At 68.0% G+C, this 6,000-nt stretch carries 5 protein-coding genes and 1 tRNA gene; 2 read left to right on the forward strand and 4 right to left on the reverse strand.

Going from position 1 to position 6,000, the window contains the following annotated elements; all coding sequences use genetic code 11:
- Positions 1-194: 194 nt before the first annotated feature.
- Positions 195-279: transfer RNA gene (locus ACLBX9_RS16170), tRNA-Leu, on the forward strand.
- Positions 280-535: 256 nt separating this feature from the next.
- Here ACLBX9_RS16170 and ACLBX9_RS16175 read toward each other — a convergent pair.
- The gene (locus ACLBX9_RS16175; protein ID WP_447719653.1) at positions 536-1,288 is read right to left on the reverse strand and encodes a Crp/Fnr family transcriptional regulator; all 753 of its coding nucleotides are present in this window, start codon (positions 1,286-1,288) and stop codon (positions 536-538) included.
- A 369-nt stretch (positions 1,289-1,657) separates the two neighbouring features.
- Here ACLBX9_RS16175 and ACLBX9_RS16180 point away from each other — a divergent pair, with 369 nt between their 5' ends.
- Positions 1,658-2,647, forward strand: a complete 990-nt coding sequence (locus ACLBX9_RS16180) for a phosphoribosylaminoimidazolesuccinocarboxamide synthase (RefSeq protein ID WP_447719654.1) — start codon at positions 1,658-1,660, stop codon at positions 2,645-2,647.
- A 43-nt stretch (positions 2,648-2,690) separates the two neighbouring features.
- Here the strand turns inward: ACLBX9_RS16180 and ACLBX9_RS16185 are convergent, their stop codons facing one another.
- From ACLBX9_RS16185 to ACLBX9_RS16195, 3 genes are all read right to left on the reverse strand, one after another.
- Positions 2,691-2,972, reverse strand: a complete 282-nt coding sequence (locus tag ACLBX9_RS16185) for a DUF2312 domain-containing protein (protein ID WP_010681866.1) — start codon at positions 2,970-2,972, stop codon at positions 2,691-2,693.
- 55 nt (positions 2,973-3,027) lie between these two features.
- Positions 3,028-4,206: an alpha/beta hydrolase gene (locus ACLBX9_RS16190; protein WP_447719655.1), complete on the reverse strand. Its 1,179-nt coding sequence runs from the start codon at positions 4,204-4,206 to the stop codon at positions 3,028-3,030.
- Between the two features lie 84 nt (positions 4,207-4,290).
- Positions 4,291-5,658: an MFS family transporter gene (locus ACLBX9_RS16195; protein WP_010681868.1), complete on the reverse strand. Its 1,368-nt coding sequence runs from the start codon at positions 5,656-5,658 to the stop codon at positions 4,291-4,293.
- Between the last annotated feature and the right edge of the window lie 342 nt (positions 5,659-6,000).

Here is a 6,000-nt window from a genome sequence, read left to right on the forward strand (position 1 = left end):
CCTCTCCCGACGTGCGCCGAGCAACATCCTGCCGACCTCGCGGCGGATTCCGGCGCCGCCATAGGGCGGCGGTCGAGCCACCGGCGAAGCTTCTGCCTCCAGTGTAAGGCGAGACGCAGATCGCAGCTCGTGGCGGGACTCCCGGTCGGAGGCAAACTGCGCTAGGAGCAATCGGGTCGCCAACGCGACTCGATGCGGGTGTGGTGGAATTGGTAGACGCGCCGGACTCAAAATCCGGTTCCGCAAGGAGTGTCGGTTCGAGTCCGACCACCCGCACCATCAGTCCCAACCCAGGCACCGAGCGCCGCATCGGCCATGACGCGCCTCTCGCTGCGCGAACGCGCGGATTTCTTTCCCGGTCGGTGAGCTTGAGAATTCCGCTACCGCTGGGTCGCCCCAGGTTCGGACCTGCTGACCTCGGCTCCTGGCGGAGTCCCGCGACCGCGTTCGCTATGGGCAGGGCGGCCGCGGACTACCTTGTCCGACTGAATCACCTGACGGAGAGGGCCTCAGCTTCAAGCGCGCAGCCGGCGGTCTACGACGCGTCCTGATCGCGGCAGTGCAGGTAGGTGGGGTCGAATTCGGCCGCCGATACCAGTCCATTCCAGTCGTGAACCGTGAGGCGGCGGCTACGCAGCGTGATCAGGCCGGCGGCCTTGAGGTCCCGGATGGTCCGGTTCACATGGACCGGCGTGATGCCGAGGGCGTCCGCGAGTTCCGGCTGAGTCATGGGGATGTCACAGGTCCGGTCCGGAGCGAGCCCGACCGCGCCGAGGCGGATCACCAGTTCGCAGAACAGGTGGGCCATGCGGGCGAAGGCTTCCCGCCGGCCCGTATTGAGCATCCACTCCCGCACGATGGCGGCGTCGATCAGAGTCGCGCGCCAGAACACGTCGTTGAGCCGTGGGTGCGCGCGCAGCATGGCGCGCGCCGCTTCGTGCTGAACGAAGCCGAGGCGGCACGCGCTGACTGTGGCGATGCTGATGTCGAGGGTTTCCAGGTGGAGGCTCAGGAAGTCCGGCACGTCACCGGGCACGTGGTAGCCCATGACCTGTCGTTTTCCGGACCGCGTCGACTTGTACGTGCAGGCGATGCCCTCCAAGACCGCGAAGCAGCGGGACGGGCGGTCACCTTCCCGGACGATGTCCCGGTTAGGCTCGATCGTCGCCATCTGCATGGGCAGAGCATTCAAGGCCGCGAGTTCCGCCTCGCTCGGTCTGAACAGCGCGATGCTCTCGATTTTGCGCAGGAACGGATGCCTGCTCGACTGATGCGTTGATCCTGTCATCGGGCCTCGGCTGTCAGGCGGCATCGCCCGTCCCCGCGGCCACCCGGATGCCTACAATGTGCAGTGGTCAGTAGGATAGGGCCGGGTCTCGAGCCCGACTAGTATGTTTCAACCGGTCAAGCAGCGGGCTCGGAACGTACGGCACCGGCCGCGGCTCCGCCCTATACCGACGACACTGAGCGGCGGAACGGGCGTCGAAACCCGATCGACCAGGCCGCCGGCCAGTCCGGACGCGGGACATGGTGCCGGCACCAAGCCGGAATCTTGCCGCAGATGTCCGCGGTGCCCGCCGGGGACTGGAAATCTCCGGTCGCTCCGCGCACACAGGCGCGGCGGCGTGATCGCCGCGCAGTCTGACGGACAGCCCCGATGAACACGGCCGACCTCGTTCCGCACGCACATCAAGTTCTGCGTGAGGCGACCCTGCCCGAACTGCCGAACCACTACCGGGGCAAGGTGCGGGACAATTACGACCTGCCGGACGGGCGGCGCGTGCTCATCACCTCGGACCGGATCAGTGCCTTCGACCGCGCGCTGGCCGCGATCCCCTTCAAGGGGCAGGTGCTGACCCAGACCGCGCGCTACTGGTTCGAGAAGACGGCCGATATCTGCCCGAACCACGTGATCGCCTATCCGGACCCGAACGTGGTGGTCGGCCGTCGCCTGGAGATCCTGCCGGTCGAGGTGGTGGTGCGCGGCTACCTCGCGGGCACCACATCGACCTCGATCCTGACACGCTACCGGGCGGGCGAGCGCAACATGTACGGTCACCGCTTCCCGGAGGGCATGCGGCCGAACGAGCGCCTGCCCCGGGCCATCATCACGCCGACCACGAAGGCGTTCGACGGCGGCCACGATGAGCCCCTGACCGAGGGCGAGATCCTGGAGCGCGGGCTGCTGACGCCTGAGCAGTGGCGAACGGTGTCGGAGGCGGCGCTGGCGCTGTTCGCCCGCGGGCAGGCCCTCGCGGGGGAGCGCGGGTTGATCCTTGCCGACACGAAGTACGAGTTCGGCACCGATCCGGACGGCCGCATCGTCCTGGCCGACGAGATCCACACGCCGGACAGCAGTCGCTACTGGTTCGCCCAGAGCTATCCCGAACGCTTCGCGTCCGGCGCGGCCCCGGAGAGTTTCGACAAGGATTTCGTGCGGAACTGGGTCGTCGCGCGCTGCGATCCCTACACGGACCCGATCCCGGAGATCCCCGCCGACGTCGTTCTGGAAACGGCCGCGGTCTACATCCGCGCCTACGAGACCATCACGGGCGCGCGCTTCGTGCTGCCCGATCCCGCCGAGGAGCCGCTCGCCCGCATCCGGCGCAATCTCGCGGCCTATCTCGGGACGCCCTCACGCGCCTGACAGGGATGGGGCGGCGCGCCGGGCGCCGCCCCCTGGCTCTGCCTCAGGCCGCTTGCGCGATCGGCGCCGGGGAGGGGGCATCCATGGCGCGAAGGTAGACGTCGAGCAGGGTTTCCTGCTCGTCCCGCTCGTCCTTGTCCTGCTTGCGGATCTTCAGGATCTCCTTGAGCACCTTGACGTCCAGCCCTTCGCCCTTCGCCTCGGCGAAGACCTCCTTCTTGGCCTCCATCAGGTCCTTGATCTCCTCCTCCAGCCGCTCCACGCGCTCGATGATCGAGCGGATGCGGTCGCCCGCAACGCCTACGGTGTCGGTCATGTCGGTCATGCGTTCCCTCGTCGGATGACCGGATCACCCTCGCCGGGACAGGGTAAGCGGCGGGTTAAGGCCGGGGCTTCCCGGGCTGTGCCCCGGTCCGGGCTTCGATCCAGCCGACGATCGCGTCCGCCACCGCGTCGCTGTTCGACTCCAGCATCATCATATGGCCGTTGCCGTGGATGCCCTGCTCGGCCAGCGCCAACCGGTCGGGCTTGGCCCCAGCCTGCGTCAGGAAGGCGGCGGTGCAGTCATCCATCGTGGCGCGGAACGACGCCTCGGCCGTCACGATCACGGCCGGCACCCTGGCGAGGTTCGGGAGGGTCCGCGCCGGCTCGGCCTGCAGCCAGCAGCGGATCTGATCCGGACGCGCTGGCTGATCGGCCTGGACCACCGTGAGGTCCGCGGGACCGCTCACGGGCGGCTCGAAGTGCAGCGGAACCCGGGTGATGCCGTAGGGCCGGGCGCGAGCGTCGCCGACGCGCTCGTACCAATCTGTCCCGCCCTTGAACCGGATATCGTAGAAGGTCGGTCCGTTAGGCTCCACGGCGACATGCGCCTTCACGAGGTCGGGCCGCTGATCGGAGACGGCCCAGCCGAACACGCCGGCCTGGGAGTGGGTCAGCAGGATCGCCGGCCCGATCTTTTCCAGGAGCGCGATCAGCGCCGGATCGACCAGTTCCTCACTCCTGAGGGCGCTCGCGATGTAGGGCACCTGCGACTGGTAGAACTGGTCGAAGGCGCCGTTGCCGCGCATGCCCGGGCCGCCGGGCCACTGCGTGTGCAGCTTGGCCTGCGGATAGAGGGAGAACCGCTCCTGTCCGGTGAAGACGGTCTCCAGATCCTCGACCGGCAGGCGGGCGTAGGGACCGTAGGTCTCCGCGTCGCCGCCTGACCGGCCGCGGCCGACCTGATCGATCACGTAGGTCGCGAAACCCTTGGCGGCGAAGCGGTCCGCCCAGCCGGGCCGCCCGTCGGGCGTGCCGAGGAAATTGGTCCCGGTCTGCGCGGTGCCGTGCACGAGGACGATCGGGTAAGGCTGCGTGATCCGCGCGGGCGCGCGGTACTCCACGAACATCTGCCCGCGGGCGAATGTCTTGTCCTTCGCCGTCTCGTAGCGGCCGCCGACGAAGAGATAACCGGCGGGTTGCGTCGGCCTGAACGGCGCCGCGTCCTCCGCGCGGGTTTTGCTGGTCGCGACGAGACCGAGGATGGTCAGGGCGCCGACCGCGGCGATCTTGAGCATCGTATCCTCCCGCGGGCGTCTGGCGCGCCCGACAGGAGGCATATCATCGGGAAATGCCGCACCGGTCCAGCCGGGCGGCCCCACTCAGGCGTGGGCGAGGCGCGGCTTCTTGCCGAGCGCCTCCTCGACGGTCCCGGCGCCGTCGAGATAGCCGTGGACCTTCGGGTTCGGCATGATCAGCGAGGCCACGAAGGCGATCGCCATCAGCACGGTCACGTACCAGAAGAACGTGCTTTCCATGCCGTTGTCCTTGAACCACAGCGCCACGAACTCGGCCGTGCCGCCGAAGGTGGCGTTGGCCACCGCGTAGGACAGGCCGACGCCGAGCGCGCGCACGTTGGTGGGGAACAGCTCCGCCTTCACGATGCCGCTGATGCCCGTGTAGAACGACACCACCGCGAGCCCGAGCGTGATCAGCGCGAAGGCAAGATAAGGGTCCTTGTTGGTGCCGAGCGCCGTCATCAGCGGCACCACCATGAGCGTGCCCAGCCCGCTGTAGAGCAGCATGTTGGCCTTGCGGCCGATTTTGTCCGACAGCGCGCCGAAGATCGGCTGGATCGCCATGTAGACGAACAGCACCACGGTCATCACCTGCGAGGCCGAGGTCTTGGGCATGCCGGCGGTGTTGACGAGGTATTTCTGCATGTAGGTCGTGAAGGTGTAGAAGCTCAGGCTGCCGCCGGCGGTATAGGCCACCACCACCAGGAAGGCGCGCCAGTGCTTGGACAGCTCGGCGAAGGTGCCGGCGTTCTCCTTGTCGCTGCTGTCCTTGGTCTCGGCCAGCGAGCGGCGCAGGTAGAGCGCAACGACGGCGAGGCCGGCGCCGATGAAGAAGGGGATGCGCCAGCCCCAGGCGGTGAGTTCCGGTCCGCTCATCACGGTCTGGAGCAGGACCAGGACCAGCGAGGCGAGCAGCTGGCCGCCGATCAGCGTGACGTACTGGAACGAGGCGAAGAAACCGCGTTTACCCTTGATGGCGACCTCGCTCATGTAGGTCGCCGAGGTGCCGTACTCGCCGCCCACCGACAGGCCCTGGAGCATGCGCGCGAGAAGCAGCAGGACGGGGGCGAGGGTGCCGACATGCTCGTAGGTCGGCAGGATGCCGATCAGCAGCGAGCCGAAGCACATCATCAGGACGGAGATGACCATCGAGGTCCGGCGCCCGACGCGGTCGGCGATGCGTCCGAATAGCCAGCCGCCGATCGGGCGCATGAAGAAGCCGACCGCAAAGATTCCGGCGGTCTGCAGCAGCTGGCTGGTGGAGTCGCCCTTGGGGAAGAAAGCCGGCGCGAAGTAGAGCGCGAAGAAGGCGTAGCAGTAGAAATCGTACCACTCGACGAGATTGCCCGAAGACGAGCCGACGATCGCCCAGATCCGGCGCTTCCGGTCCGCGGCCTCGTCGAGCGCGCTCGTCGGCGCGATACCGATCGTGTCGTTTCGCGGGGCGGACATGGCGTCTCCGTCGATCAGTATCGGCGCCGGCAGCGGCCGGGCTCTTCTTCGTGCGGCGGGACGTTACAGAGGCCGCTCCTGATCGCAAGTCCGTGATGGCGCTTTGCCGAGGACAGAGCACGACGGTGTCATCCCGTCTGTTTGAGCCTCCCGACGGAACGGTTTGGCCCGAGGGCCCGTTGCGGCCCGGCGCGGGCGTCGCAGGCGCTCCCACAATGCGCTCCCACAATCGCAGGAGGAGAGGCCATGAAGCGGATACTCAGGGACACGGTCGCGGCCATCATCGTCGTCGCGGGCGCGGCGACCGCGTTCGCGCAGGGCGGCCCGGGCGGCGGTGGCGGC

This window comes from Methylobacterium sp. A49B (assembly GCF_053346215.1).

What these genes read in the sequence shown, in the direction of transcription:
- ACLBX9_RS16185 (WP_010681866.1), bottom strand. Translation starts at nt 2,972, where the DNA reads ATGACCGACATGACCGACACCGTAGGCGTTGCGGGCGACCGCATCCGC.
- ACLBX9_RS16175 (WP_447719653.1), bottom strand. Translation starts at nt 1,288, where the DNA reads ATGACAGGATCAACGCATCAGTCGAGCAGGCATCCGTTCCTGCGCAAA.
- ACLBX9_RS16180 (WP_447719654.1), top strand. Translation starts at nt 1,658, where the DNA reads ATGAACACGGCCGACCTCGTTCCGCACGCACATCAAGTTCTGCGTGAG.
- ACLBX9_RS16190 (WP_447719655.1), bottom strand. Translation starts at nt 4,206, where the DNA reads ATGCTCAAGATCGCCGCGGTCGGCGCCCTGACCATCCTCGGTCTCGTC.
- ACLBX9_RS16195 (WP_010681868.1), bottom strand. Translation starts at nt 5,658, where the DNA reads ATGTCCGCCCCGCGAAACGACACGATCGGTATCGCGCCGACGAGCGCG.